The organism is Streptomyces sp. NPDC059567, from assembly GCF_042735655.1.
Classification (GTDB): Bacteria; Actinomycetota; Actinomycetes; order Streptomycetales; family Streptomycetaceae; genus Streptomyces.
The window spans coordinates 1-25,513 of record NZ_JBHWBS010000021.1; the positions used below are offsets into that span (position 1 = coordinate 1).

Below are 25,513 nucleotides of genomic sequence, written 5' to 3' on the forward strand. Positions count from 1 at the left end.
GGGGGGGGGGCGACGCTAAAAAGCTCTGTCTCCCCCCCCGCGCAGTTGAGACCGGCGACACCCCGCCCCCCCCCCCGGCGCGGGGGGCCCCCGCCCCCGCGGGGGCGGGCGCCCCGCCCCCCCAGGGCGTCGGACCGGACTACCGCACGAACACGCTCGCCTGGCCCGCCAGGTCCAGGAAGTACTGCGGCGCGAGGCCGAGCACCAGCGTCACGGCGACGCCGACCGTGATCGTGGCGGCCGTGAAGCCCGAGGGCACGGCGACCGTGGGGCCGTCCGCCTTCGGCTCGCTGAAGAACATCAGCACGATCACCCGGATGTAGAAGAACGCCGCGATCGCCGACGAGACGACACCGACGACGACCAGCGCGCCCGCGCCGCCCTCCGCCGCCGCCGTGAAGACCGCGAACTTGCCGGAGAATCCGGAGGTCAGCGGAATGCCGGCGAAGGCGAGCAGGAAGACCGCGAAGACCGCGGCCACGAGCGGCGAACGGCGGCCCAGGCCCGCCCACTTGGACAGGTGCGTCGCCTCGCCGCCCGCGTCCCGTACCAGCGTGACGACCGCGAAGGCGCCGATCGTCACGAAGGAGTACGCGCCCAGGTAGAACAGCACCGAGGAGATGCCGGTGGGCGTCGCGGCGATGACACCGGCCAGCAGGAAGCCCGCGTGCGCGATGGAGGAGTACGCGAGCAGCCGCTTGATGTCGGTCTGGGTGATCGCGACGATCGCGCCGCCCAGCATGGTGACGATGGCGACGCCCCACATGACCGGCCGCCAGTCCCAGGTGAGCCCCGGCAGCACCACGTACAGCAGACGCAGCAGCGCGCCGAACGCGGCGACCTTCGTCGCGGCAGCCATGAAGCCGGTGACGGGGGTCGGCGCGCCCTGGTAGACGTCCGGGGTCCACATGTGGAACGGCACGGCGCCGACCTTGAAGAGCAGCCCCGTCAGGACCAGGGCGAAGCCGATGAGCAGCAGGACGTCGTTGCCCATGGTGCCGGCGAGCGCCGGGTTCATCGAGGTGACCGAGCCGTCGACGACGTCGGCGATGGTGGCGTACGAGACGGAGCCCGCGTAGCCGTAGAGCAGGGCGATCCCGAAGAGCAGGAACGCCGAGGAGAAGGCGCCGAGCAGGAAGTACTTGACCGCCGCCTCCTGCGACATCAGCCGCTTGCGGCGGGCGACGGCGCAGAGCAGGTACAGCGGCAGGGAGAAGACCTCCAGGGCGACGAAGAGCGTCAGGAGGTCGTTGGCGGCGGGGAAGACCAACATGCCGGCGATGGCGAACAGCGCCAGCGGGAACACCTCGGTGGTGGTGAACCCGGCCTTGGTCGCGGCCTTCTCCTGCTCGCTGCCCGGGACGGCGGCGGCCTCGGCGGCGAAGGAGTCGACCTTGTGGCCGTGGTCGGCCGGGTCGAGCCGGCGCTCGGCGAAGGTGAAGACCGCGACGATCGAGGCCAGCAGAATGGTGCCCTGCAGGAAGAGCGCCGGGCCGTCGACGGCGATGGCTCCCATGGCCGCGATGTGGGCCTTCGTGGAGCCGTAGCCCCCGGCGGCGAGGCCGACGATCGCGGCGAAGGCGGCCACGAGCGCCAGGACGCTGAGGAACACCTGGCTCTGGTAGCGGCCCTTGCGGGGCACGAAGGCCTCGACCAGGACGCTGAGGACCGCGGCGCCGACCACGATGAGTACGGGCGAGAGCTGGACGTACTCGATGTGGGGTGCCGGGATCTTGTTCAACGGCTCGGCAGCCGTCGTCCACAGGCTGTGGACAGCCGACGCACTCACTTGGCCGCCTCCACTTCGGGCTGGGGGTCCTTTTGCTGGACGTCGGACATGGTGTGGCTGACGGCCGGGTTGACGATGTCCGTCAGCGGCTTCGGGAACACCCCGAGGAAGATCAGCAGGGCGATCAACGGGGCGACCACGACCAGTTCCCGCACCCGCAGGTCCGGCATGGTGCGGACCTCCTCCGTCTTCACCGGGCCCGTCATCGTCCGCTGGTACAGGACGAGGGTGTAGAGCGCGGCGAGGACGATGCCGGTGGTGGCGATGATGCCCGCCACCGGGTACCGGGCGAACGTGCCGACCAGGACCAGGAATTCACTCACGAAGGGCGCGAGGCCCGGCAGCGAGAGGGTGGCCAGACCGCCGATCAGGAAGGTGCCGGCGAGCACCGGGGCGACCTTCTGCACACCGCCGTAGTCGGCGATGAGCCGCGAGCCGCGCCGGGAGATCAGGAAGCCGGCGACCAGCATCAGCGCGGCGGTCGAGATGCCGTGGTTGACCATGTAGAGCGTCGCACCGCTCTGGCCCTGGCTGGTCATCGCGAAGATGCCCATGATGATGAAGCCGAAGTGCGAGATCGAGGCATAGGCGACCAGGCGCTTGATGTCCCGCTGGCCGACCGCGAGCAGCGCCCCGTAGACGATGCTGACCAGCGCGAGCGCGATGATCACCGGGGTCGCCCACTTCGACGCCTCGGGGAAGAGCTGGAGGCAGAAGCGGAGCATCGCGAACGTGCCGACCTTGTCGACGACCGCGGTGATGAGCACGGCGACCGGAGCGGTCGCCTCCCCCATCGCGTTCGGCAGCCAGGTGTGCAGCGGCCACAGCGGCGCCTTCACCGCGAAGGCGAAGAAGAAGCCGAGGAACAGCAGCCGTTCGGTGTTGGTCGCCATCTCCAGCTGCCCGGACGCCCGCGCCTCGGCGATCTCCGTGAGGGAGAAGTTCCCGGCGACGACGTACAGGCCGATGACGGCGGCCAGCATGATCAGTCCGCCGACCAGGTTGTACAGCAGGAACTTGACCGCCGCGTACGAACGCTGGGCCGCCGCGTTCTCGTCCGAGCCGGCGTGCGCCCGGTCGCCGAAGCCGCCGATGAGGAAGTACATCGGGATGAGCATGGCTTCGAACAGGATGTAGAAGAGGAAGACGTCGGTGGCCTCGAAGGAGAGGATCACCATCGCCTCGACCATCAGGATCAGGGCGAAGAAGCCCTGGGTCGGCCGCCAGCGGCTGCTCTTCGTCTCCAGGGGGTCGGCGTCGTGCCAGCCGGCCAGGATGACGAAGGGGATCAGCAGCGCGGTGAGCGCGATCAGCGCCACCCCGATGCCGTCCACGCCCAGTTCGTAGCGGACCCCGAAGTCCTTGATCCAGGAGTGGGATTCGACGAGCTGGTAGCGGTCGCCGCCGGGCTCGAAGCGCACCATGACGACCGCGGCGAGGACGAGCGTGACCAGAGAGATCACGAGCGCCAGCCACTTCGCCGCGGTGCGGCGTGCGGCGGGGACGGCGGCGGTGAGGATCGCACCGACCGCCGGCACCGCTGCCGTCACCGTCAGAAGAGGGAAGGACATGAGCGTTACACCGCCCTCATCAGCAGGGTCGCGGCGATCAGCACCGCAGTACCTCCGAACATGGAGACCGCATACGTGCGGGCGTAGCCGTTCTGCAGCTTGCGCAGCCGGCCGGACAGGCCGCCGACGGAGGCCGCCGTGCCGTTGACCACCCCGTCGACCAGGGTGTGGTCGACGTAGACGAGCGAGCGGGTGAGGTGCGTGCCGCCCGTCACGAACACGGCGTGGTTGAAGTCGTCCTGGAGCAGGTCGCGGCGGGCGGCCCGGGTGAGCAGCGAGCCGCGCGGCGCGGTGACCGGGACGGGCCTGCGTCCGTACTGGAGGTAGGCGATCCCGACGCCGATGACCATGACGGCGACCGTGGCGGAGGTGATGACTCCGGCACTGATCGGCGGGTGCCCGTGCTCGAACGAGGTCACCGGCTCCAGCCAGCTGATGAACCGGTCACCGATGGAGAAGAAGCCACCCGCGGCCACGGAGCCGACGGCCAGCAGGATCATCGGGACGGTCATCGACTTCGGGGACTCGTGCGGGTGCGGCAGCTCGCCCTTCTCGTCGGGCTGCCAGCGCTTCTCGCCGAAGAAGGTCATCAGCATCACGCGGGTCATGTAGTACGCCGTGATGGCCGCGCCGAGCAGGGTGACCGCGCCGAGGATCCAGCCCTCGGTGCCGCCCTTGGCGAAGGCCGCCTCGATGATCTTGTCCTTGGAGAAGAAGCCGGACAGGCCAGGGAAGCCGATGATCGCGAGATAGCCGAGGCCGAAGGTGACGAAGGTGATCGGCATGTACTTCCGCAGGCCGCCGTAACGGCGCATGTCGACCTCGTCGTTCATGCCGTGCATGACCGAACCGGCGCCGAGGAACAGCCCGGCCTTGAAGAAGCCGTGCGTGACCAGGTGCATGATCGCGAAGACGTAGCCGATGGGGCCGAGGCCCGCCGCCAGGATCATGTAGCCGATCTGCGACATCGTCGAGCCGGCCAGCGCCTTCTTGATGTCGTCCTTCGCGCAACCGACGATCGCACCGAAGAGGAGCGTGACCGCGCCGACGACGACGACCACGAGCTGGGCGTCCGGAGCGGCGTTGAAGATGTCGGCGGAGCGGACGATGAGGTAGACACCGGCGGTGACCATCGTGGCCGCGTGGATGAGGGCCGAGACCGGCGTCGGGCCCTCCATCGCGTCCCCGAGCCAGGACTGCAGCGGCACCTGGGCCGACTTGCCGCAGGCCGCCAGGAGCAGCATCAGGGCGATCGCCGTCAGCGTGCCCTCGCTCGTCTCGCCGGTCGCCTCCAGGACCGGCCCGAAGGCGAAGGTCCCGAAGGTGGTGAACATGATCATGATGGCGATCGACAGGCCCATGTCGCCGACCCGGTTGACCAGGAAGGCCTTCTTCGCGGCGGTGGCCGCGCTGGGCTTGTGCTGCCAGAAGCCGATCAGGAGGTACGAGGCGAGGCCGACGCCCTCCCAGCCGAAGTACAGCAGCAGGTAGTTGTCGGCGAGGACGAGGAGCAGCATCGCGGCGAGGAACAGGTTCAGATAACCGAAGAAGCGGCGCTTGCGCTCGTCGTGCTCCATGTACCCGATCGAGTACACGTGGATCAGCGAGCCCACACCGGTGATCAGCAGCACGAACGTCATCGACAGCTGGTCGAGCTGGAAGGCCATCTCCGCCTGGAAGCCCTCGACGGGGATCCAGGTGTACAGGTGCTGGAACATGGCCCGGTCGTCCGCGCTCTTGCCGAGCATGTCGGCGAAGAGCACGGCGCCGATGACGAAGGAGGCGGCCGCGAGCACGGTGCCGAGCAGGGGCCCTGCCTTGTCCAGGCGCCGCCCGCCGCACAGCAGGACGACCGCTCCCAGCAGGGGCGCCGCGATGAGCAGCGCAATCAGGTTCTCCACGATTCAGCCCCTCACAGCTTCATCAGGCTGGCGTCGTCGACCGAGGCCGAGTGGCGGGAACGGAACAGCGACACGATGATCGCGAGCCCGACCACGACCTCCGCGGCGGCGACGACCATCGTGAAGAAGGCGATGATCTGGCCGTCGAGGTTGCCGTGCATCCGGGAGAAGGCGACGAACGCGAGGTTGCAGGCGTTGAGCATCAGCTCCACGCACATGAAGACGACGATCGCGTTGCGCCGGATCAGCACCCCGGCCGCACCGATGGTGAACAACAGGGCGGCGAGATAGAGATAGTTGACGGGGTTCACCGCGAGGCCTCCTCTTCGTCCCGGTCCCGGCCGAGCCGCTCCTCGGAGCGCTGCTCCAGCGCCTTGAGGTCGGCCAGTGCCTCGGTGGACACATCGCGGATCTGGCCGCGCTTGCGCAGCGTCTGCATCACGGTCAGCTCGGCGGGGGTGCCGTCGGGCAGCAGACCGGGGATGTCCACCGCGTTGTGCCGGGCGTAGACACCCGGCGCGGGCAGCGGCGGCACGTGCGTGCCCTCGCGGACGCGCTGCTCGGACAGCTCCCGCTGGGTGCGGGCCCGTTCGGTGCGCTCGCGGTGGGTGAGCACCATCGCGCCGACGGCCGCCGTGATGAGCAGGGCGCCGGTGATCTCGAAGGCGAAGACGTACTTGGTGAAGATGAGGGCGGCGAGGCCCTCCACGTTTCCGCCGTAGGCGCTGTTGGCCGCGCCGAGTCCGTTGAACTCGGCCAGGGCGGCCTGGCCGATGCCGGCGATCAGCAGGATGCCGAAGCCGAGCCCGCAGGCCGCGGCCCACCAGCGCTGCCCCTTGATGGTCTCCTTCAACGAGTCCGCGGCCGTGACACCGACCAGCATGACGATGAAGAGGAACAGCATCATGATCGCGCCGGTGTAGACGACGATCTGGACGATGCCGAGGAAGTACGCGCCGTTGGCGAGGTAGAAGACCGCCAGGACGATCATCGTGCCGGCCAGACAGAGCGCGCTGTGCATGGCCTTCCTCATCAGGACCGTGCACAGGGCGCCGATGACGGCGACGGTACCGAGGACCCAGAACTGGAACGCTTCGCCGCTCGACGTCGTGTAGGCGGCAAGGGTGGTGCTCATGCGTCCACCTCTTCCGGTTCGCCCTTCTCCCCCTTGGAGGTGGCGACCTGACGGACCGTGCCCGGCGCGGCCTCCGTGACCAGGCCCCGGTAGTAGTCCTGCTCGGTCATCCCCGGGTGGATGGCGTGCGGGGAGTCGACCATGCCCTCCTCCAGGCCCGCGAGGAGCTGCTCCTTGGTGTAGATCAGGTTCTCGCGGGAGGAGTCGGCCAGTTCGAACTCGTTGGTCATCGTCAGCGCCCGCGTGGGGCATGCCTCGATGCACAGCCCGCACAGGATGCAGCGGGCGTAGTTGATCTGGTAGACGACGCCGTACCGCTCACCCGGGGAGTAGCGCTCCTCGTCGGTGTTGTCCGCGCCCTCCACGTAGATGGCGTCCGCGGGGCAGGCCCAGGCGCAGAGCTCGCAGCCGACGCACTTCTCGAGGCCGTCGGGGTGGCGGTTGAGCTGGTGCCGGCCGTGGAAGCGCGGAGCGGTCGTCTTCTGCTGCTCCGGGTACTGCTCGGTCAGCCGCTTCTTGAACATGGCCTTGAAGGTCACGCCGAAGCCGGCCACCGGATTCTGGAAATCAGACACCGTCCGTCTCCTTTCCCTCACTCGCAGTAGCAGTATCGGGGCCACCACTGACAACGAGGTCCCGGTCGTGCCGGGGCCTGCGCCGGGGTACGGGCGGCAGGGACTGTCCGGGCTTGGGCGGTACGGGGAAGCCGCCGGCCATCGGATCGAAGGGGCGCTCGTCCTCGACCTCGGCGGCCTTGGCCCTCCTGTCGCGGAACATGTCCGCGACGAAGGAGAGGAGGAGGACGGCGATGACGGCGCCGGCGACGTACAGCACGATGTTCTGGAAGCCGACGTTCTCGTTGCGCAGGGCGCGGACGGTGGCGACCAGCATCAGCCAGAGCACCGAGACCGGGATGAGGACCTTCCAGCCGAGCTTCATCAGCTGGTCGTAGCGGACGCGGGGCAGGGTGCCGCGGAGCCAGATGAAGAAGAAGAGCAGCAGCTGCACCTTGAGGACGAACCAGAGCATCGGCCACCAGCCGTGGTTCGCGCCCTCCCAGAAGGTGGAGATCGGGTACGGGGCGCGCCAGCCGCCGAGGAAGAGCGTCACGGAGACGGCGGAGACCGTCACCATGTTCACGTACTCGGCGAGCATGAACATCGCGAACTTGATGGAGGAGTACTCGGTGTTGAAGCCACCGACGAGGTCGCCCTCGGACTCCGGCATGTCGAACGGGGCGCGGTTGGTCTCGCCGACCATCGTGACGACGTAGATGATGAACGAGACCGGCAGCAGGATGATGAACCAGCGGTCCGCCTGCGCCTCGACGATCGCCGAGGTCGACATCGACCCGGAGTAGAGGAAGACGGAGGCGAACGCGGCGCCCATGGCGATCTCGTAGGAGATCATCTGCGCGCAGGAGCGCAGGCCGCCGAGGAGCGGGTACGTCGAGCCGGAGGACCAGCCGGCGAGCACGATGCCGTAGATGCCGACCGAGGCGATGGCCAGCACGTACAGCATGGCGATCGGCAGGTCGGTGAGCTGCATCGAGGTGCGGTGGCCGAAGATCGAGACCTCGTTGCCGGCCGGACCGAACGGGATCACGGCGATGGCCATGAACGCGGGGGCGGCGGCGATGATCGGCGCGAGGATGTAGACGACCTTGTCGGCGCGCTTGACGACGACGTCCTCCTTGAGCATCAGCTTGATGCCGTCCGCGAGGGACTGGAGGAGACCCCAGGGTCCGTGCCGGTTGGGCCCGACGCGCAGCTGCATCCAGGCGACGACCTTGCGCTCCCACACGATGGAGAACAGCACGGTGATCATCAGGAAGGCGAAGCAGAAGACGGCCTTGATCGCGACGAGCCACCAGGGGTCGGTCCCGAACATGGAGAGGTCTTCAGCGGCGAGGACGCTGCGCTGTGCGTCCGCGAGTTGAGCGAGGGCGGTCATGCGCGCACCTCCCGTGCGGGGGCGGCCAGGGCTTCGCCCGGCCGGACGACGTGGGTACGGCGGTCGAGGACGCCGGTCATGACCGGACCTCCGCCGCGTCAGCGGCGCCCGCCGCGCCGATGCGGACCAGGTCGCCCGGGTGGGCGCCGGTGTCGGAGAGGACGCCGCCCGCCGTGGAGTTCAGCGGGAGCCAGACCACACGGTCGGGCATCTCGGTGACCTGGAGCGGGAGTCGGGTCGAGCCGGCCGGGCCGGTGACGGCGAGGAGGTCGCCGTCCTTGACGCCGGTCTCGGCGGCCGTGGTGGCCGAGAGCCGGGCGACGGCCGCGTGGCGGGTGCCGGCCAGGGCCGAGTCGCCCTCCTGGAGGCGGCCCAGGTCGAGCAGGAGCCGGTGTCCGGCGAGGACGGCCTCGCCCTCGCCCGGCCGGGGCGCGGCCTGTGCGGGCTCGACGGGCTCGGAGGCCCGCTCGCCGTCCCAGCCGCCGAGCCGGTCCAGCTCCCGGCGGATCGCGCGCAGGTCGGGCAGGGCCAGGTGCGCGTCGAGGGCGTCGGCGAGCATGTGCAGCACGCGCGCGTCCGCCGGCGGCAGCGTCCGGGTCATCTGCTCGGGCTTCAGCGCGGCCTCGAAGAGCCGTGCCCTGCCTTCCCAGTTGAGGAAGGTGCCGGGCTTCTCGGCGACCGCGGCGACCGGCAGGACGACGTCCGCCCGCTCGGTGACCTCGCTGGGCCGAAGCTCCAGGGAGACCACGAAGGCCGCGTCGAGCGCCTCACGCGCGCGTGCCGGGTCGGGCAGGTCGCGGACCTCGACGCCGCCGACGAGCAGCGCGCCCAGTTCGCCGGTGGCCGCGGCCTCGACGATCTGGCCGGTGTCGCGTCCGTAGCCGTGCGGGAGTTCGCGTACGCCCCAGGCGGCCGCGACCTCCTCACGCGCGCGTGGGTCGGTCGTGGGACGGCCGCCGGGCAGCAGCGTCGGGATGGCGCCGGCTTCGAGCGCGCCGCGCTCGCCGGCCCGGCGCGGGATCCACACGAGCTTCGCGCCGGTCGCCGTCGCCGTCCGTACGGCCGCGGTCAGTCCGCCGGGCACGGCGGCGAGCCGCTCGCCGACGACGATGACCGCACCGTCCTTCCGCAGCGCCTCGGCCGCGTGCGTGCCGGCCTCGTCGAGGCCGACCCGGGAGGTGAGGGCGTCCAGCCACTCGGTCTCGGTGCCGGGCGCGGCCGGAAGGAGCGTGCCGCCCGCCTTCACCAGGCCGCGGGTGGCGTGCGAGGCCAGCGCGTACGTCTTCTGGCCGCTCTTGCGCCAGGCCTTGCGGAGCCGCAGGAAGACGCCGGGGGCCTCCTCCTCGGACTCGAAGCCGACGAGCAGCACCGCGGGGGCGGCTTCGAGGGAGGTGTACGTGACCCCCGAGCCGTCCAGGTCGCGTCCGCGCCCGGCGACGGTGGAGGCCAGGAAGTCGGCCTCCTCGCTGGAGTGGACGCGGGCCCGGAAGTCGACGTCGTTGGTGTCGAGGGCGACCCGGGCGAACTTGGCGTACGCGTAGGAGTCCTCGACGGTCAGTCGCCCGCCGGCCAGGACTCCGGTGCGGCCGCGCACGAGCCCGCGGGCCGCCGCTTCCAGGGCCTCGGGCCAGGAGGCGGCCTCCAGCTCACCGGTCTCGGGGTTCCGTACGAGCGGGGTCGTCAGCCGGTCGCGCTGCTGCGCGTACCGGAAGGCGAACCGCCCCTTGTCGCACACCCACTCCTCGTTGACCTCCGGGTCCTCGGCGGCGAGCCGCCGCATGACCTTGCCGCGCCGGTGGTCCGTACGCGTGGCGCAGCCGCCCGCGCAGTGCTCGCACACCGATGGCGACGACACCAGGTCGAAGGGGCGGGAGCGGAACCGGTACGCGGCCGAGGTCAGCGCGCCGACCGGGCAGATCTGGATGGTGTTCCCGGAGAAGTACGACTCGAACGGGTCGCCCTCGCCGGTGCCGACCTGCTGGAGCGCGCCGCGCTCGAGCAGCTCGATCATCGGGTCGCCGGCGACCTGGTTGGAGAACCGGGTGCAGCGCGCGCAGAGCACGCACCGCTCGCGGTCGAGCAGCACCTGCGTGGAGATCGGCACCGGCTTCTCGAAGGTCCGCTTGTGGCCCTCGAAGCGGGACTCGGACTGCCCGTGGGACATCGCCTGGTTCTGCAGCGGGCACTCGCCGCCCTTGTCGCAGACCGGGCAGTCCAGCGGGTGGTTGATGAGCAGCAGCTCCATCACACCGTGCTGGGCCTTCTCGGCGACCGGCGAGGTCAGCTGGGACTTCACCACCATGCCGTCGGTGCAGGTGATCGTGCAGGAGGCCATCGGCTTGCGCTGGCCCTCGACCTCGACGATGCACTGCCGGCAGGCGCCGGCCGGGTCGAGGAGCGGGTGGTCGCAGAACCGCGGGATCTCGATGCCGAGCTGCTCGGCGGCGCGGATGACCAGGGTCCCCTTGGGGACGGAGATCTCGGCGCCGTCGATGGTCAGCGTGACCAGGTCCTCGGGCGGTACCGCCGGGGAGCCGCCGCCGGCGGGGCCGGCCGTGGTGACCGTCATGCCGTCACCTCCTTGTGGTTGTCCGCCCAGGCGGTCGACTTGGCCGGGTCGAAGGGGCAGCCCCGGCCGGTGATGTGCTGCTCGTACTCCTCACGGAAGTACTTCAGGGAGGAGAAGATCGGGGAGGCGGCGCCGTCGCCCAGCGCGCAGAACGACTTGCCGTTGATGTTGTCGGCGATGTCGTTGAGCTTGTCGAGGTCGGACATCACGCCCTTGCCGGCCTCGATGTCACGGAGCAACTGCACGAGCCAGTACGTGCCTTCGCGGCAGGGCGTGCACTTGCCGCAGGACTCGTGCGCGTAGAACTCCGTCCACCGGGTCACCGCGCGGACCACGCAGGTGGTCTCGTCGAAGCACTGGAGCGCCTTGGTGCCGAGCATCGAGCCGGCCGCGCCCACGCCCTCGTAGTCGAGTGGGACGTCGAGGTGCTCGTCGGTGAACATCGGGGTGGAGGAGCCGCCCGGGGTCCAGAACTTCAGCCGGTGGCCCGCCCGCATCCCGCCGCTCATGTCGAGGAGCTGGCGCAGCGTGATCCCGAGCGGGGCCTCGTACTGGCCCGGTGTGGTGACGTGCCCGCTGAGCGAGTAGAGCGTGAAGCCCGGGGACTTCTCGCTGCCCATCGACTTGAACCAGTCCTTGCCCCGGTTGAGGATCGCGGGAACGGAGGCGATGGACTCGACGTTGTTCACCACGGTGGGGCAGGCGTACAGACCGGCGACCGCGGGGAAGGGGGGACGCAGCCGGGGCTGGCCGCGCCGCCCTTCGAGCGAGTCGAGCAGGGCGGTCTCCTCGCCGCAGATGTACGCGCCGGCGCCCGCGTGCACGGTGATGTCGAGGTTCAGGCCGCTGCCGAGGATGTCCCGGCCGAGGAGGCCGGCGTCGTACGCCTCGCGCACCGCCTCGTGCAGGCGGCGCAGGACGGGCACGACCTCGCCGCGCAGATAGATGAACGCATGCTCGGAGCGGATCGCGTAGCAGGCGATGATCATTCCCTCGATGAGGGAGTGCGGGTTGGCGAAGAGGAGCGGGATGTCCTTGCAGGTGCCCGGCTCGGACTCGTCGGCGTTGACAACGAGGTAGTGCGGCTTGCCGTCGCCCTGCGGGATGAACTGCCACTTCATCCCGGTGGGGAAGCCCGCGCCGCCGCGGCCGCGCAGACCGGAGTCCTTGACGTACGCGATGAGGTCGTCGGGCGTCATCGCGAGGGCCTTCCTCAGACCCTCGTACCCCTCGTGCCTCTTGTACGTCTCCAGGGTCCAGGAGTCGGGCTGGTCCCAGAACGCCGAGAGGACCGGCGCCAGAAGCTTCTCGGGGCTGCTGTTGTTGATCTCGGCTGCCAAGGTCATCACTCCCCCTCCCCACTGGCCGATTCGCCGCGCGGGTGGACGATCTTGTGGTGCGGGGTCTCGCCCTTGGCCAGCCGCAGCCCGACGAGCGAGGCCGGGCCGGCCCCTCCGGTGGCCTCGACGGCCCCCTCGCGCTCGTCGGGGAAGCCGGCCAGGATGCGCGCGGTCTCCTTGTACGTGCACAGCGGCGCGCCCCGCGTCGGCTCGACCGGACGGCCGGCCCGCAGGTCGTCGACGATCCTCTTGGCCGACGCGGGCGTCTGGTTGTCGAAGAACTCCCAGTTGACCATCACGACGGGCGCGAAGTCGCAGGCCGCGTTGCACTCGATGTGCTCCAGCGTGACCTTGCCGTCCTCGGTCGTCTCGTTGTTGCCGACGCCGAGGTGCTCCTTGAGCTCCTCGAAGATGGCGTCGCCGCCCATGACCGCGCAGAGCGTGTTGGTGCAGACCCCGACCTGGTAGTCGCCGGAGGGCTTGCGGCGGTACATCGTGTAGAAGGTGGCGACCGCGGTGACCTCGGCGGTGGTCAGGCCGAGGATCTCGGCGCAGAACTTCATGCCGGTACGGGTCACATGGCCCTCCTCCGACTGCACGAGGTGCAGCAGCGGCAGGAGCGCGGAGCGGGACCCCGGGTAGCGGGCGATGATCTCCTTGGCGTCCGCCTCCAGCCGGGCGCGTACCTCGGCCGGGTAGTCGGGGGCGGGGAGCTGGGGCATCCCGAGACTGGTCTGTCCGTCCGTCATCGGTCGACGCCTCCCATCACGGGGTCGATGGACGCGACGGCGACGATGACGTCGGCGACCTGGCCGCCCTCGCACATCGCCGCCATGGCCTGCAGGTTGGTGAAGGACGGGTCGCGGAAGTGGACCCGGTAGGGGCGGGTGCCGCCGTCGGAGACGACGTGCACGCCGAGCTCGCCCTTGGGCGATTCGACGGCCGCGTACGCCTGTCCGGCGGGGACCCGGAAGCCCTCGGTGACCAGCTTGAAGTGGTGGATCAGGGCCTCCATGGAGGTGCCCATGATCTTCTTGATGTGGTCGAGGGAGTTGCCGAGTCCGTCCGGGCCGAGCGCGAGCTGCGCGGGCCAGGCGATCTTCTTGTCGCCGACCATGACCGGGCCGGGCTCCAGCCGGTCGAGGCACTGCTCGACGATCCGCAGCGACTGCCGCATCTCCTCCAGGCGGACGAGGAAGCGGCCGTAGGAGTCGCAGGTGTCGGCGGTCGGGATGTCGAACTCGTAGTTCTCGTAGCCGCAGTACGGGTCCGTCTTGCGCAGGTCGTGCGGGAGGCCCGCGGAGCGCAGGATGGGTCCGGTGGCGCCGAGCGCCATGCAGCCGCTGAGGTCGAGGTAGCCGACGTCCTGCATACGGGCCTTGAAGATGGGGTTGCCGGTGGCGAGCTTGTCGTACTCCGGCAGGTTCTTCTTCATGGTCTTCACGAACTCGCGCACGGCGTCGACGGCGCCGGGCGGGAGGTCCTGCGCGAGGCCGCCGGGGCGGATGAACGCGTGGTTCATGCGCAGGCCGGTGATCAGCTCGTACAGGTCCAGGATCATCTCGCGGTCCCGGAAGCCGTAGATCATGATCGTGGTCGCGCCCAGCTCCATGCCGCCGGTGGCGATGCACACCAGGTGGGAGGAGAGCCGGTTGAGCTCCATGAGCAGGACGCGGATGACGCTGGCGCGGTCCGGGATCTGGTCGGTGATGCCGAGCAGCTTCTCGACGCCCAGGCAGTACGCCGTCTCGTTGTAGAACGAGGTGAGGTAGTCCATGCGCGTGACGAAGGTGGTGCCCTGTGTCCAGGTCCGGAACTCGAGGTTCTTCTCGATGCCGGTGTGGAGGTAGCCGATTCCGCAGCGGGCCTCGGTGACGGTCTCGCCGTCGATCTCCAGGATCAGCCGCAGCACGCCGTGCGTGGACGGGTGCTGGGGACCCATGTTGACGATGATCCGCTCGTCGTCTGCCTTGGCGGCGGACTCGACGACCTCTTCCCAGTCGCCACCGGTGACGGTGTAGACGGTGCCTTCGGTGGTCTCGCATGCGGAGGCGTGTTCGGTGCTCATCAGCTGTACGACCTCCGCTGGTCAGGAGCCGGGATCTGGGCGCCCTTGTATTCGACGGCGATGCCGCCGAGGGGGTAGTCCTTGCGCTGTGGGAAGCCCTGCCAGTCGTCCGGCATCATGATCCGGGTGAGGGCGGGGTGCCCGTCGAAGACGATGCCGAAGAAGTCGTACGTCTCGCGCTCGTGCCAGTCGTTGGTCGGGTAGACCGCGACGAGCGACGGAACGTGCGGGTCGGCGTCCGGGGCGGACACCTCCAGCCGGATCAGCCGGCCGTGGGTGAGCGAGCGCAGGTGGTACACGGCGTGCAGCTCGCGGCCCTTGTCGCCGAGGTAGTGGACGCCGGAGACGCCCGTACAGAGCTCGAAGCGCAGGGCGGGGTCGTCGCGCAGGGTGCGGGCGACCCGGACGAGGTGCTCGCGGGCGATGTGGAAGGTCAGCTCGTCGCGGTCGACGACGGTCTTCTCGATCGCGTTCTCCGGCAGGAGGCCCTGCTCGTCGAGGGCGCCCTCCAGTTCGTCGGCGACCTCGTCGAACCAGCCGCCGTAGGGGCGGGTGGCCGCGCCGGGGAGGCGTACGGAGCGGACGAGGCCGCTGTAGCCGGAGGTGTCGCCGCCGTTGTCGGCGCCGAACATCCCGCGCTGGACGCGGACCTCCTCACCGTGCTCCCCGCGCTGCCCGGGCAGGTTCTGCTCGGAGAGCTCCTTCTCGGGGTTCGGAGTTTCGTCGCTCACCGGAGCAGACCCTTCATCTCAATGGTCGGCAGGGCCTTGAGCGCCGCTTCCTCCGCCTCGCGGGCCGCTTCCTCCGCGTTCACGCCGAGCTTGGAGGTCTGGATCTTCTGGTGGAGCTTGAGAATCGCGTCCATCAGCATCTCCGGGCGCGGCGGGCACCCCGGCAAATAGATGTCAACCGGGACAATATGGTCAACGCCCTGCACAATCGCGTAATTGTTGAACATTCCGCCTGAAGACGCGCAAACCCCCATGGAGATGACCCACTTGGGGTTCGGCATCTGGTCGTAGACCTGCCGCAGGACGGGCGCCATCTTCTGGCTGACGCGGCCGGCCACGATCATCAGGTCGGCCTGGCGCGGCGATCCGCGGAAGACCTCCATGCCGAAGCGCGCCAGGTCGTACCGCCCCGCGCCGGTCGTCATCATCTCGATGGCGCAGCAGGCGAGGCCGAAGGTCGCGGGGAAGACGGACGCCTTGCGCACCCAGCCCGCGGCCTGTTCGACCGTCGTCAGCAGAAAGCCGCTCGGCAGCTTCTCTTCGAGTCCCATAGGTGCCCCTCAGCCCCTCAGTCCCATTCCAGGCCGCCGCGCCGCCACACATAGGCGTAGGCGACGAAGACGGTGAGCACGAAGAGCAACATCTCCACGAGCCCGAAAAGCCCCAGGGCGTCGAAGGTGACGGCCCAGGGGTAGAGGAAGACGATCTCGATGTCGAAGACGATGAAGAGCATCGCCGTCAGGTAGTACTTGATGGGGAAGCGGCCACCTCCGGCCGGCGTCGGCGTCGGTTCGATGCCGCACTCGTACGCCTCAAGCTTTGCCCTGTTGTACCGCTTTGGGCCGATTAGCGTGGCCATGACCACGGAGAAGATCGCAAACCCCGCACCCAGGGCACCGAGCACGAGGATGGGCGCGTACGCATTCACGCTCCTCGCTCCTTCCAGTCGTCCTTGACCGTTGGACCGCACGGTCGGGCCGTGGAAGATCGCCCCCATGTGAGGCAGTTCACAAGCCCGACTGCCCCGCATCTTATGCCTGCCCCTCTGTGATCTGCGACACGGGGTACGCCAAGGACTTTGTGATCTCCACCACCTGACGAAGGATCATGAAGTCGGATGAGCGGTGATCTTGGCACTCGAAGCGCCCAGGTGATCACCAGATGTGACATCCGGACCGGAAAGCGCTGGTCGGAGGGGGTGGCGCTCTATCAAGGGATGGGCCATGCAAGCAAATTGGCATTGGGCGCCGCGCAGGTGATAAAGCAACCGTCCGTCGCCCGGTCGGGGGCACTCGCGGACGGGAGTGGACGCGTGCGCACATTCACGAGCCGGATGTGACCTGCACCACACCCGCACCCGTCCAGAGAAAGCGGGGCTTGGCCATCGGTGTGAAGAGGTGGTAAGTGGCGGTCAATTCGGACGTTTCGCGGAAAACCCGTGATCAAGGCCCTGATCGGTCGTGCCCGTATTGTCCGTTACGGCGTCAATAAGGGCGCCAGGTAAGCGGATTATGTGGTTCCGAACGTAACTGTGGCGCAACCCACGTTTCTTGAAGGGAACCGTGAAGCCCTGATAGCGGTTGTACTCATGTCCCACACCGCTCACATACCCAGCCACCGGAAGCCCCGCCGCAGCGCCTCGAAGCTCGCGCTCCGGGCAGGAGTTGCCGGTGGCGTCCTCAGCACCATCGCGGTGGCCGGTGCTGCCGGGCCGGCGAATGCCGAGCCGGTGACCGAGACCATCGAGATGCCCACGCTCGGTTCCCTCGACATCGACCTGGCGAGCGCCGTCTCCGCGTCGGCCGAGGCCTCCCAGCAGGAGGCCCTCGACCTGAGCCTGCAGGCCCAGGAGAACGCCGCCATCGAGAAGGCCGCCAAGGACGCCAAGAAGGCCAAGGCGGAGGCCGACCGCAAGGCCGAGGCCGAGAAGGCCGAGAAGGCCCGCGCCGAGGCCCGCGAGCGCGCCTCCCGCACCCAGGCGCGCACCTCGCTCTCCGCGTCCTCGTCCTCCGACAGCGGCTCGTCGTCCAGCGCCGACAGCAGCTCGCAGGTGGCCACCGGCTCCGCCGCGGCGATCGTCGCCTTCGCCCGCGCCCAGGTCGGCGACGCCTACATCTCCGGCGGCACCGGCCCCAACTCCTGGGACTGCTCCGGGCTCGTCCAGGCCGCCTACCGCCAGGCCGGCGTCGACCTGCCGCGCATCTCCAGCTCCCAGTCGTCCATGGGCACGTCCGTCTCGCTGAGCAGCCTGCAGCCGGGCGACATCCTGTACTGGGGCAGCCGCAGCGGCTCGTACCACGTGGCGATCTACGTGGGCGGCGGCAAGTACGTCGGTGCGCAGAACCCGTCGACCGGTGTCGTCGAGCGCTCCCTGGACTGGGACATGCCCTCCGGCGCGGTCCGGATCCTCTGATCACCCGCATCGCGAAGAACACGGAAGGCCGTCACTCCTCGGGGGAGTGACGGCTTTTCCCGTCTTCTTACGGTTTCGCCCTGGAAGTCCTACTTGCGGAAGGCCTCGATGATCCGGGCGTAGCTGTCACCGCCGTGGCCCGCCTCGACCGCGGCCCGCATCAGCTCCAGGTGCAGCTCCGGCAGCCGGTTGTCGATGCCGCGCGCCTCCCCCGCATGCAGCAGATGCCCGATGGCGGCCACCTGGACGTCGATCGTGGCGTCCGCGCCCGGGTACTCCCCCGCGTCGATCTGCTCGGCGTACCCGGTCATGAACCAGGAGACCGTCTTCAGCCAGCGGGTGGCCACCGCCGTGAAGTCCCGGGCAGGCACCCCGTCGGCGCCCGCGAGGGCGGTGGCGTGCAGCCAGCCGCCGAAGACCGACCACATGAGGCCGAGGAGTCCGGCGTCGTAGAGCGAGGCGAGGCCCGGGTCCGCGCCGAGGTCCACCGGGTCGCCGAGGACGGCCAGCGTCGAGCGGTGCTCGGCGAGGAGCTCGGGCGTACCCGCGTAAAGGATCATGCTGGCGCTGTCGCCGACCCCGGGCGGCGTCGTCATGACGGCGCCGTCGAGATAGCCGATGCCGTGCTCCGCCGCCCACTCCGCCTCGGCGCGGGCCTGCTCGGGCGAACCGGTGGTGAGGTTGACCAGGACCCGGCCCCGCAGCGACTCGGCCACGGGGACCAGGAGTTCGCGTACGGCGGCGTAGTCGAGGACGCAGACCACGACCAGTTCGCTCGCGGTGACCGCCTCGGCGACGCCGGCCGCGCGGACGGCCCCGCGGGCGACCAGGGCGTCGGCCTTCTCCGGAGTGCGGTTGAAGACGGTGGTGCGGTGGCCGGCGGCGAGGAAGGCGTCGGCGAGGGCGGAGCCCATCTGTCCGAGACCGATGACCGTGATGTTCTGTGCGTTCATGGACTCCACGCTCGCAGCGGCGGAATCCGGCCGACAGTGGCAGGACTGACGACGGCCGCACGATTCCTGCCGTAGCGTCGGCGGTATGAGTACGGGAGTCGTCGCCATCGCCGTCGTACCGGACCGGCGGATCGGAACGTCGCTGTGGGAGCTGTACGAACTCTCCCTCGCATGCGGGGTCTTCGGCATCCCGCACCCCGACCTCGCCGACCCCTGGTACGAGCTCCGGCTCTGCGGGGACTCCGGTGACGCCGGGGTCTTCTCCCTGCGGACCAGCCACGGTCTCGACGGGCTCGTGGGCGCGGACACCGTCATCGTGCCGTCCGTGCCCGACGCTGTCGTCGAGGCCGGCGAGGAGGTGCCGGCCGAACTGGTCGAGGCGCTGCGCGCGGCCGCCGCGTCCGGTGCGCGGATGGTGTCCCTGTGCACGGGCGCCTTCGCGCTCGCCGCCGCCGGACTCCTCGACGGCCGCCGGGCCACCGCCCACTGGCAGCACGCCGGGCAGCTGGCCGCCCGCCACCCCGAGGTGATCGTGGACGACTCCGTCCTCTACACGGACGAGGGAAGCGTGTTGACGAGCGCGGGGGCCACCGCCGCGCTCGACCTGTGCCTGCATCTCGTACGCAAGGACCTCGGCGCCACGGTCGCGGGGCAGCTCGCCCGGCGCCTGGTCGTGCCCGCCCACCGCACCGGCGGGCAGGCGCAGTTCATCGAGGCGCCCCTGCCGCCGCGCGACGGCGACAGCCTGGGACCTGTCCTGCAGTGGGCGACCGAGAACCTCGCCGACCCGCTGACCGTCGACGACCTCGCCCGGCGTGCCCGGATGAGCCCGCGCACCTTCCACCGGCGCGTGCAGGAGGCGTACGGCACCACGCCGCTGCAGTGGCTCCTGCAGCAGCGGGTGGCCCGCGCCCAGACCCTGCTCGAATCCACCGACCTGCCCGTGGAGCTGGTCGGCGACCGCAGCGGCCTGGGCACGTCGGCCAATCTGCGGCGCCACTTCACCCGTACGGTCGGGGTCTCCCCCTCCGACTACCGGCGCGCGTTCCGGTTCAGCGACGCAGCGCCTCCGCGGGCGCGATCCGCGACGCCCGCCACGCCGGATACAGCCCGGCTATCACCCCGGTGACCAGTCCGATCGCCGGGGCCGCGGCCACCGTCGCCGAGTGCACGACCGGTGTCCAGTCCCGTACGAGCGCCACGGCGATCACCGTCGAGACGCCCAGCGCCGTTCCGACCAGTCCGCCGACCGCCCCCAAAGCGCCTGATTCCGTGAGGAACTGGACGGTGATGTGGCGTCCCCGCGCGCCCAGGGCCCGGCGCAGACCGATCTCCCCGGTCCGTTCCAGCACCGCCACCAGCGTGGTGTTGGCGATCCCGACCGCGCCGATCACCAGACAGATGGCGGCCAGCAGCAGGAAGAGCTGATTGAGGTCATCGGTCACGCCCGCCCGGAGCGTCTTCGGGTCCGGCGGCGGGATCGCCTTCAGATACTCCGGATGGTCCGGGCGCAGCGCCACCGGCGCCTCGTGCGCGACCTGCTCGGCCGCGCCCGCCCGGGTCGCGATCAGCATCTTGGCATCGCCCTGCTGAGGCGGCCCCCACAACTTCTCGGCGGTGGTCCGCGGCACCGTCACCGACATCAGCACATCGGCCCGGCGCTTCACGTCGTCGATGATCCCCGCGACGGTGAAGGGCTCGTCGCCGATGAAGACCGCCGGACTCGTCTCCAGCGTGGTGATGCCGAGCCTGGCGGCCACGGACGCCCCGAGCACCACTACCGGCTGGCCGCTCTTCGAGGCGAAGTCGTCGTACAGCCGCCCCTGGGCCAGCTTCGGCACCGCGGCGTGCAGCGCGCCCGGGGAGGCGGCCACCACGTCGATCTGCTCGCCGTCCGCTCCGTCGCCGACCGGCGCGGACCGGACCGTCGTGCCGGGCTCCAGCCGGACCGTCCAGTACACCCCGGCGTGCTCGACGCCGCCGAGCCGCTCGATCCGGGCGTCCGCGTCGGCCGGGAAGGCGGGATCGGCGAACTCGTTCTGTTCCTGCGCGATGTCCTCCACGGTGACCTCGGTGGCGGTCAGCAGATCGAACCGGGAGTCGATCTGCGAGGACGTCGTCGCGGTCAGCCCGAGGATGGCCACGAAGGTGCCCACGCCCAGGACGGTGCCGAGCGCGGTGAGCGCCGAGCGGCCCGGGCGCTGGAGCATCCCGGCGACGGCCTCGGACAGCACGTCCCGGGCGGTGAGCCGGGACGGCTCGATGACACGCGGTGCGGATCTGCGCAGGCGCATCCGGCTCACCCCACCCTCGCCGACTCGCTCAGCACCCCGTCGCGGATGGTCACGGTCCGCTCGCCGCGCGCCGCCACCTCCGCGTCATGGGTGATGACCACGATCGTCATGCCCGAGGTGTGCAGTTCGCCGAGGAGTCCGAGGACGGATTCGGCGTTGTCCGAGTCGAGGTTTCCGGTCGGCTCGTCGCACAGCAGCAGCGAGGGGCGCCCCGCGAGCGCGCGGGCGATGGCCACGCGCTGGCGCTCGCCTCCCGACAGCCGGCCGGGCAGCGCGTCGACGCGGTGGCCGAGACCGACCCGTTCCAGGGAGGCGCGGGCCCGCGCCCGGCGCTCGGCGCGCGGCACGGCCGAGTACACCATCGAGAGCATCACGTTCTCCGTCGCGCTGCGGTGGGGCAGCAGATGGAAGGACTGGAAGACGAAGCCGATGCGGCGGCCGCGGAGCGCCGTACGGTCGCCGTCGCGCAGCCCCGCGGTGTCGATGCCGTCCAGCCGATAGGTGCCGCCGGTGGGCGCGTCGAGCAGCCCGGCGACATTGAGGAAGGTGGACTTGCCGGAGCCGGAGGGCCCGACGATCGTGATGAACTCGCCCCTCTCTACGACGAGTTCGCACGGCCGGAGCGCGGTGACCGGCGGCGGCCCCGGGTACGTGAGACTGACCTGACGGAACTCCATGACGGGGGTGGCAGGGGCGGGATCGGTGCGGTGACCGGGGCCGGGGTCGCGGCCCGGGCCGCTCACGAGGTGCCCTTGGACGCGCCCGCGGCTCCGCCGGGGTTGATCCCGGTGACGACCTTGTCGCCCTCCTTGAGGACACCGGACGCGAGCGGGGTGACCTCCACGAAACCGTCGCCGGTCGTGCCGGTCCGTACCTCGATCCGCTCCTGCCTGCCCGTCCCGTCGACGGTGGTGACGACGGTCTTGCCGTCGGATCCCGCCGAGACCGCCGTGATCGGGACGACCAGCGCCTTGCCGTCGGTGGACGCGGCCTCGATGGTCAGCCGCACCTCCTGGCCGGCGAGTTCGGAGGGCAGCTCCCCGGTCGGCTGGGCGGTGAAGAGATAGCCGACCGCGCCGGAAGCTCCGCCGCCGCCCGAGTTGCCGTCGCCGTCGGAACCGCCCCCGTTCTGCGGGGCGCCGTCCTGCTGCTCCTGCTGCCGGGAGGGCGAGTCGGCGACGGAGACGACCTTCGCGGCGATCTCCCTGCCCGAGTTCTCCTCCAGGATCTTCACCTTCTGCCCGGCTCTGACCATGCCCTTCTGGTGGTCCTGGAGGTGGCCCTGCGCCACCAGCTTCCCGGAGGACAGGGTCATCACCGTCCCGTCGACCTGCGCCCCGGGCCGCGCCGCGACGGACGCGACCCGTGCCGGGAAGCCCTGGACGAAGACGACCTCGCCGGCCGGAAGCATCGGACCGGCCGCGGCCCGCGCCTTGGCCAGGGCCGTACGGGCGGTCCGCAGGTCCGCGTCGGCCCGGTCGCGCGCCTTGCGCAGGGTCTTGTCCTGGGCCTGGTCCGTGTTGGCCCGCAGGGCGTCGCGGGCGTCCTCGGCGGCCCGTTCGGCTCCGGTGACCGCGGCCTTGGCGCCGTCGACGGCCGCGCCGTCGTCGTCCACGGCCGGCTTCGGGTCGTAGCCGATGGAGGCGTAGAAGTCCTCGACCGCGTTCTTCGTCCCCTCGCCGAAGGTGCCCTTGGCGTCGCCTCCGCGGCCGTGGCCGAGCGTGGCGAGACCCTCCTGGAGCTGCTTCACGTCGTCGCCGGTGGCGCCGGGCTTGAGGTCCCGGTAGACCGGCAGCCCGCCCTTCAGTACGAAGACGGGCCGGCCGGATATCTCCAACAGGACCTGGCCCTGCCGGACGGTGTCGCCGCTCTTGACCGGGACCTTGGTGACGACCGGGGCACCGCTGCCCTCGCCGCCCGAGGCGACCGGCGCGACCTGCACGGTCTGGCCGGCCGCGACGGTGCCCCGCAGGACCACCGTCTCGGCCAGGACCCGCTTCTCGACCCGGGCGATCAGGACGTCCGGAGGGGGCGGTTCGGCGTCCGCCGCGACCTGGGAGGGCGACTTGATGAACGTCCCGGCGACGATCCCGCCCCCGGTCAGGAGCACCGCGCCGACGACCAGACCGACGACCCAGAGACGGCCGCGCGAGAGCCGGGAGCCTTCGGAGACGGCCTCATGGGAGGGCGTGGCCCCGGGCGAGGTCTCCTCAGCCACCGACGACCGTCCCTCCGCTGGTGCCGCCGGCCGCCGGGGAGCACTTCTTCAGGGCCTCGATCACCTTCTGGTCGCCCTTGATCTTCTCGCCCAGCGCGCCGTCGAGCGCCACCTCCCCGGTCTTGGGATCGGGGTCCGGGTAGTCCGTGACGCCTTCCTTGCGCACGCACTCGGAGATCTTCCGCGCCTCGGCGAGCGCCGCCGGGTCGGCCTGTCCCTGGGCCGGCAGCTTGCTCGCGCAGGCCGCCTCCGCCTTCGTGATCGCGTCGGGCTTGTTGGCGTCCTTGTCGACGCGCTTCTCGCCGCTCCCGGTGTCCTGGAGCGTGAGGCCCTGCGCGGCCAGGCAGTCGTAGTACCCGGCCCAGTCCGCGGTCTTCTCCGAAGGAGAGGCGGACGCGGCCGGGGGCGGCGTGCTCGCGCCGCCCTTGTCCGGGGATGCGCCGTCCCCTGAGCTCGCGCATCCCGCGAGCCCGAAGGCGGCGATCAGCAGAGGTACGACGGCCATACGGCGTGTCATCAGAGTGGTCCTTCCGGGAGGGCTTCCCATGCATGGGGGAACGCGCGAAGAGGGGCCGTCGCGGCGCTGCGCTACGTCGCGTCATGGCCCCTGCGCGGGAACGGCCGGCGCCCGGCGGGCGACTCGGCACCGTCAGGATAGCCACGGGTAGTCGTGCCGGTAACTGTCTCAACGGACAGTGGACTAGCGCCTGTTGGTGCTGTTCGCTCTTTAGCGGCGGCCCACTCGGGTCGCAGACACCACACCAGCACCATCGATATGAAAGGCACCACCATGCAGCGCACTGCTATCCGTCGCGTCGCCGCCACGGCGATCGCGCTCGCCGCCATCGGCGCGGGCGCCCTCGCCACCGCCGGGTCCGCCTCGGCGGCCAGCGGCAAGAACGGCTACCTGGAGAACGGCGAGCTCGGCCTGTTCTACAACTCCGGCCAGTCCGGCGCGGTGTTCGACCTGTTCTCGGCGGACACCAACTTCTCCGGCGACACCTTCCCCGGCCCGGGTGCCGGTGCGGGCCAGTCCGCCAACGACAACACGGCCTCCTACTGGAACGCCGACTCGTACGTCTGGTGGGTCTACACCGACGCCAACGCCGGCGGTGTCGAGGGCAGCCTGCCCGTCGGCTACATCGGCAACGCCACGTCGAACTTCAAGAACAAGATCTCCTCGGCCTACCACTACAAGGCCCGTTGATCAGCACTGATCGACCCGTCGGACAGCCTGTAGGCATCGCCGGCGAGCAGTGACACAGGAGCCGTGGGGGGGGGGGGCGGGGGGGGGGGGGGGCCCCCCCCCGCCCCCCCCGGGCAGCCCCCAAACCCACATCACGCCCCCCACCACCCCACCCCCCTCCACTCCACACCCCCACCCCCCGACCCCCGAGCCGCGCTCGCCGGCGCGGGCCACTCCCCGCGGCCCCTGGGCCTGCCCCCCCCGGCCCCCCCCCCCCCCCCCGCCTTCGCCCATGGTAGCCACGCACATTCCTCTGGAGCAGCCCCATGCGCCCACTCGCCACGCGCGCCTCCGTCCTCCTGCTGAGCGCCGCACTCCTCACCGCCTGCTCCTCGCCGGACTCCGGTGGCGGCGACCCCAAGAGCGAGCCCGAGATCGGCGCGGTGCCCAAGCTGCTCCGGATGACCGAGCTCTCGTATCCGATGGACACGTACGAGACCACCCCCGAACAGCAGCAGCAGCTCCAGAAGGCCCAGAACCGGCTGATCAGCCAGTGCATGAAACGGTACGGCTTCTCCTACGAGCCGCCCCAGCCGGTCGACTCGGGCCGCAGGCCCGGATCCGATGACTCACGGTACGGCCTCACCGATCCCGACAAGGCGGCTCGCTACGGCTACGACAGTCGTGGCGGCGCCGCGCCGCCCGCCAAGGCGCCGGCTCCCTCCCTCGGGGCCACCGGAAAGCTCGCCCTCAGCGGCCCGGACACCAAGGGGGGCGCGGCCCAGCCGATGAGCTGGGAGGAGGCGCAGGGGGTGGACAGCGGCAAGGTCGTCAACGGGCAGAAGGTGCCCGTCGGGGGCTGCACGAGGGAGAGTTACCTCAAGCTCTACGCGCCGAAGAAGGGCGCGGTCGACATCATGTTCGTCTTCAACGTCACCGCCGACGCCTTCACCCGTGCCCGCGAGGACTCCCGCGTCGCGGAGGCGTTCAAGGCGTGGTCGGCCTGCATGGCCGAGAAGGGGTACAAGACGGACGACCCCGTGAGTCCCCAGGAGGACCTCGGAATCACCTCGGACACCTACGGAGGCCCGAAGGCCGTCGCCGCCGCCAAGCAGGACGTCGCCTGCAAGGAACGAGCCAACCTCGTCGGCGTCTGGTACACGGTCGAGACCGCCTATCAGAAGCGGAACATCGAGCAGAACGCGGAGACCCTGAACCAGGCGAAGACCGAGCTGGGAGACCGTTTGAAGCTGGCGACCACGCTGAACGGCTGATCAGCAGAGCGCCCGGACCGGGGGGGGGGGGGGGGGGCCGCGGAAACCCGGCGCGGAGGGGCCGGGGGGGACCGGACGGGGGACGGGACAGCCGTAACGCGAGGGGGGCTCGTTGGGG

The 25,513-nt window shown here is 70.4% G+C and carries 23 protein-coding genes; 4 read left to right on the forward strand and 19 right to left on the reverse strand.

The window, feature by feature from the left end; all coding sequences use genetic code 11:
* Positions 1–139: 139 nt before the first annotated feature.
* From nuoN to ACFVZW_RS12735, 14 genes are all read right to left on the reverse strand, one after another.
* A complete protein-coding gene (gene nuoN, locus ACFVZW_RS12670) occupies positions 140–1,789 on the reverse strand; it encodes an NADH-quinone oxidoreductase subunit NuoN (protein ID WP_384520206.1) in 1,650 nt (549 codons plus the stop codon).
* Complete coding sequence (locus ACFVZW_RS12675; protein WP_384520208.1) at positions 1,786–3,360, reverse strand: NADH-quinone oxidoreductase subunit M; 1,575 nt, start codon at positions 3,358–3,360, stop codon at positions 1,786–1,788. Before ACFVZW_RS12675 ends, nuoN begins: the two co-directional genes overlap by 4 nt.
* 5 nt (positions 3,361–3,365) lie before the next feature.
* Entirely contained in the window at positions 3,366–5,261 is a 1,896-nt protein-coding gene (gene nuoL, locus ACFVZW_RS12680) for an NADH-quinone oxidoreductase subunit L (RefSeq protein WP_384520210.1), read from the reverse strand.
* 11 nt (positions 5,262–5,272) lie between these two features.
* Complete coding sequence (nuoK, locus tag ACFVZW_RS12685; RefSeq protein ID WP_069927518.1) at positions 5,273–5,572, reverse strand: NADH-quinone oxidoreductase subunit NuoK; 300 nt, start codon at positions 5,570–5,572, stop codon at positions 5,273–5,275.
* Complete coding sequence (locus ACFVZW_RS12690; protein WP_384520212.1) at positions 5,569–6,396, reverse strand: NADH-quinone oxidoreductase subunit J; 828 nt, start codon at positions 6,394–6,396, stop codon at positions 5,569–5,571. The genes nuoK and ACFVZW_RS12690 overlap by 4 nt, the downstream gene beginning before the upstream one ends.
* A complete protein-coding gene (gene nuoI / locus ACFVZW_RS12695; RefSeq protein WP_384520214.1) occupies positions 6,393–6,971 on the reverse strand; it encodes an NADH-quinone oxidoreductase subunit NuoI in 579 nt (192 codons plus the stop codon). The genes ACFVZW_RS12690 and nuoI overlap by 4 nt, the downstream gene beginning before the upstream one ends.
* The gene (gene nuoH / locus ACFVZW_RS12700) at positions 6,964–8,349 is read right to left on the reverse strand and encodes an NADH-quinone oxidoreductase subunit NuoH (RefSeq protein ID WP_384520216.1); all 1,386 of its coding nucleotides are present in this window, start codon (positions 8,347–8,349) and stop codon (positions 6,964–6,966) included. The genes nuoI and nuoH overlap by 8 nt, the downstream gene beginning before the upstream one ends.
* 76 nt (positions 8,350–8,425) lie before the next feature.
* Positions 8,426–10,918, reverse strand: coding sequence for an NADH-quinone oxidoreductase subunit G (locus ACFVZW_RS12705; RefSeq protein WP_384520218.1), 2,493 nt, complete (start codon positions 10,916–10,918; stop codon positions 8,426–8,428).
* Positions 10,915–12,264: an NADH-quinone oxidoreductase subunit NuoF gene (gene nuoF, locus ACFVZW_RS12710; RefSeq protein WP_384520220.1), complete on the reverse strand. Its 1,350-nt coding sequence runs from the start codon at positions 12,262–12,264 to the stop codon at positions 10,915–10,917. The genes ACFVZW_RS12705 and nuoF overlap by 4 nt, the downstream gene beginning before the upstream one ends.
* Complete coding sequence (gene nuoE, locus ACFVZW_RS12715; protein WP_384520222.1) at positions 12,264–13,007, reverse strand: NADH-quinone oxidoreductase subunit NuoE; 744 nt, start codon at positions 13,005–13,007, stop codon at positions 12,264–12,266. The genes nuoF and nuoE overlap by 1 nt, the downstream gene beginning before the upstream one ends.
* Positions 13,004–14,326: an NADH-quinone oxidoreductase subunit D gene (locus tag ACFVZW_RS12720; protein WP_384520224.1), complete on the reverse strand. Its 1,323-nt coding sequence runs from the start codon at positions 14,324–14,326 to the stop codon at positions 13,004–13,006. The genes nuoE and ACFVZW_RS12720 overlap by 4 nt, the downstream gene beginning before the upstream one ends.
* On the reverse strand, positions 14,326–15,057 hold the full coding sequence (locus tag ACFVZW_RS12725; protein WP_384520226.1) for an NADH-quinone oxidoreductase subunit C: 732 nt from the start codon (positions 15,055–15,057) through the stop codon (positions 14,326–14,328). Before ACFVZW_RS12725 ends, ACFVZW_RS12720 begins: the two co-directional genes overlap by 1 nt.
* A complete protein-coding gene (locus ACFVZW_RS12730; RefSeq protein WP_003998928.1) occupies positions 15,054–15,608 on the reverse strand; it encodes an NADH-quinone oxidoreductase subunit B family protein in 555 nt (184 codons plus the stop codon). Before ACFVZW_RS12730 ends, ACFVZW_RS12725 begins: the two co-directional genes overlap by 4 nt.
* Positions 15,609–15,625: 17 nt before the next feature.
* On the reverse strand, positions 15,626–15,985 hold the full coding sequence (locus tag ACFVZW_RS12735; protein WP_030494815.1) for an NADH-quinone oxidoreductase subunit A: 360 nt from the start codon (positions 15,983–15,985) through the stop codon (positions 15,626–15,628).
* 660 nt (positions 15,986–16,645) lie between these two features.
* On the opposite strand from ACFVZW_RS12735, the gene ACFVZW_RS12740 reads away from it, so the two are divergent.
* Positions 16,646–17,470, forward strand: a complete 825-nt coding sequence (locus ACFVZW_RS12740) for a C40 family peptidase (RefSeq protein ID WP_384520229.1) — start codon at positions 16,646–16,648, stop codon at positions 17,468–17,470.
* 89 nt (positions 17,471–17,559) lie between these two features.
* Here ACFVZW_RS12740 and ACFVZW_RS12745 read toward each other — a convergent pair whose 3' ends face one another.
* On the reverse strand, positions 17,560–18,612 hold the full coding sequence (locus ACFVZW_RS12745; RefSeq protein ID WP_384520230.1) for an NAD(P)-dependent oxidoreductase: 1,053 nt from the start codon (positions 18,610–18,612) through the stop codon (positions 17,560–17,562).
* On the opposite strand from ACFVZW_RS12745, the gene ACFVZW_RS12750 reads away from it, so the two are divergent.
* Positions 18,509–19,552, forward strand: coding sequence for a helix-turn-helix domain-containing protein (locus tag ACFVZW_RS12750; RefSeq protein ID WP_384520232.1), 1,044 nt, complete (start codon positions 18,509–18,511; stop codon positions 19,550–19,552). The genes ACFVZW_RS12745 and ACFVZW_RS12750 overlap by 104 nt on opposite strands.
* On the opposite strand, the gene ACFVZW_RS12755 is transcribed toward ACFVZW_RS12750, so the two are convergent.
* The 4 genes from ACFVZW_RS12755 to ACFVZW_RS12770 form a co-directional block, all read right to left on the reverse strand.
* Positions 19,476–20,717, reverse strand: coding sequence for an ABC transporter permease (locus ACFVZW_RS12755; protein WP_384520234.1), 1,242 nt, complete (start codon positions 20,715–20,717; stop codon positions 19,476–19,478). The genes ACFVZW_RS12750 and ACFVZW_RS12755 overlap by 77 nt on opposite strands.
* 5 nt (positions 20,718–20,722) lie before the next feature.
* The gene (locus ACFVZW_RS12760; protein WP_384520343.1) at positions 20,723–21,394 is read right to left on the reverse strand and encodes an ABC transporter ATP-binding protein; all 672 of its coding nucleotides are present in this window, start codon (positions 21,392–21,394) and stop codon (positions 20,723–20,725) included.
* Positions 21,395–21,456: 62 nt separating this feature from the next.
* Entirely contained in the window at positions 21,457–22,935 is a 1,479-nt protein-coding gene (locus tag ACFVZW_RS12765) for an efflux RND transporter periplasmic adaptor subunit (RefSeq protein ID WP_384520235.1), read from the reverse strand.
* Positions 22,928–23,452: a hypothetical protein gene (locus ACFVZW_RS12770; RefSeq protein WP_384520237.1), complete on the reverse strand. Its 525-nt coding sequence runs from the start codon at positions 23,450–23,452 to the stop codon at positions 22,928–22,930. The genes ACFVZW_RS12765 and ACFVZW_RS12770 overlap by 8 nt, the downstream gene beginning before the upstream one ends.
* A gap of 273 nt (positions 23,453–23,725) precedes the next feature.
* Here ACFVZW_RS12770 and ACFVZW_RS12775 point away from each other — a divergent pair, with 273 nt between their 5' ends.
* Together ACFVZW_RS12775 and ACFVZW_RS12780 are read left to right on the forward strand one after the other, a co-directional pair.
* Positions 23,726–24,142, forward strand: coding sequence for a peptidase inhibitor family I36 protein (locus tag ACFVZW_RS12775; protein ID WP_384520239.1), 417 nt, complete (start codon positions 23,726–23,728; stop codon positions 24,140–24,142).
* Between the two features lie 305 nt (positions 24,143–24,447).
* Positions 24,448–25,395 (forward strand): hypothetical protein, encoded by a 948-nt coding sequence (locus ACFVZW_RS12780; protein WP_384520240.1) that lies wholly within the window; start codon positions 24,448–24,450, stop codon positions 25,393–25,395.
* The last annotated feature ends 118 nt before the right edge of the window (positions 25,396–25,513 follow it).

Coding starts and splice junctions, on each gene's coding strand:
- ACFVZW_RS12755 (WP_384520234.1), bottom strand. CDS start 20,717: ATGCGCCTGCGCAGATCCGCACCGCGTGTCATCGAGCCGTCCCGGCTC.
- ACFVZW_RS12770 (WP_384520237.1), bottom strand. CDS start 23,452: ATGACACGCCGTATGGCCGTCGTACCTCTGCTGATCGCCGCCTTCGGG.
- ACFVZW_RS12750 (WP_384520232.1), top strand. CDS start 18,509: ATGAGTACGGGAGTCGTCGCCATCGCCGTCGTACCGGACCGGCGGATC.
- nuoE (WP_384520222.1), bottom strand. CDS start 13,007: ATGACGGACGGACAGACCAGTCTCGGGATGCCCCAGCTCCCCGCCCCC.
- ACFVZW_RS12745 (WP_384520230.1), bottom strand. CDS start 18,612: ATGCCGAAGACCCCGCATGCGAGGGAGAGTTCGTACAGCTCCCACAGC.
- nuoH (WP_384520216.1), bottom strand. CDS start 8,349: ATGACCGCCCTCGCTCAACTCGCGGACGCACAGCGCAGCGTCCTCGCC.
- ACFVZW_RS12760 (WP_384520343.1), bottom strand. CDS start 21,394: ATGGAGTTCCGTCAGGTCAGTCTCACGTACCCGGGGCCGCCGCCGGTC.
- ACFVZW_RS12720 (WP_384520224.1), bottom strand. CDS start 14,326: ATGAGCACCGAACACGCCTCCGCATGCGAGACCACCGAAGGCACCGTC.
- ACFVZW_RS12740 (WP_384520229.1), top strand. CDS start 16,646: ATGTCCCACACCGCTCACATACCCAGCCACCGGAAGCCCCGCCGCAGC.
- ACFVZW_RS12775 (WP_384520239.1), top strand. CDS start 23,726: ATGCAGCGCACTGCTATCCGTCGCGTCGCCGCCACGGCGATCGCGCTC.
- nuoF (WP_384520220.1), bottom strand. CDS start 12,264: ATGACCTTGGCAGCCGAGATCAACAACAGCAGCCCCGAGAAGCTTCTG.
- ACFVZW_RS12675 (WP_384520208.1), bottom strand. CDS start 3,360: ATGTCCTTCCCTCTTCTGACGGTGACGGCAGCGGTGCCGGCGGTCGGT.
- ACFVZW_RS12690 (WP_384520212.1), bottom strand. CDS start 6,396: ATGAGCACCACCCTTGCCGCCTACACGACGTCGAGCGGCGAAGCGTTC.
- ACFVZW_RS12780 (WP_384520240.1), top strand. CDS start 24,448: ATGCGCCCACTCGCCACGCGCGCCTCCGTCCTCCTGCTGAGCGCCGCA.
- ACFVZW_RS12730 (WP_003998928.1), bottom strand. CDS start 15,608: ATGGGACTCGAAGAGAAGCTGCCGAGCGGCTTTCTGCTGACGACGGTC.
- ACFVZW_RS12705 (WP_384520218.1), bottom strand. CDS start 10,918: ATGACGGTCACCACGGCCGGCCCCGCCGGCGGCGGCTCCCCGGCGGTA.